This window comes from Pseudoalteromonas sp. NZS100, from assembly GCF_015864815.1.
Classification (GTDB): domain Bacteria; phylum Pseudomonadota; class Gammaproteobacteria; order Enterobacterales; family Alteromonadaceae; genus Pseudoalteromonas; species Pseudoalteromonas distincta.
In genome coordinates, this window is the sequence record NZ_JADYWM010000063.1 from 1 (window position 1) to 641 (window position 641).

The window sequence follows — 641 nt, forward strand, 5'->3', positions numbered from 1 at the left end:
ACGCGTTAACTGATGGTCCACTCACTATCGAAGCAAGCGTCAGTGACAGTGCAGGCAACACCACCACGTTAAGTGAAGGCGCAACATTGGATACCGATGCACCGAGTATTAATATTGATGCATTAATGGATACAAATGATACAACGCCGAATGTGAGCGGTACCAGCAGTGCAGCAAATGGCACTATTATCACCGTCAGTTTCACGGACAGTAATGACATAACAAACACGGTACAAACAACTGTTACAGACGGTATCTGGAGTGTTGAAGCTCCTGTTGACTTGGCTGAAGGCAGTTATGAAGTTGAAGCGAGTGTTACAGATGGAAGCGGCAATACAAGTATAGCAACAGAAAATGGCGTAGTGGATACGACCATTCCTAATATTGTCGTAAATGATGTAACAGTGACTGATGACACAACACCTACGATCACCGGCACAGCGAATGCGCCACAAGGCAGCACCGTGAGCGTTGAAATCACCGACAGTAATAATATTACTCATACCGTAACGACCACATTAGGGGTTAATGGCACATGGAGCGTAGCTGCCACGCAAGTGCTGGCTGAAGGCACCTTTACAGTGATCGCCAGTGTGAGCGATGCCGCAGGCAACGAAGCCACTGCCACAGGCACTGGTGAA

At 47.9% G+C, this 641-nt stretch carries 1 protein-coding gene; it reads left to right on the forward strand.

What is annotated here, in order from left to right:
* On the forward strand, positions 1-641 hold a 641-nt coding region (locus I6E69_RS20490; protein ID WP_197122231.1), incomplete at both ends, for an Ig-like domain-containing protein.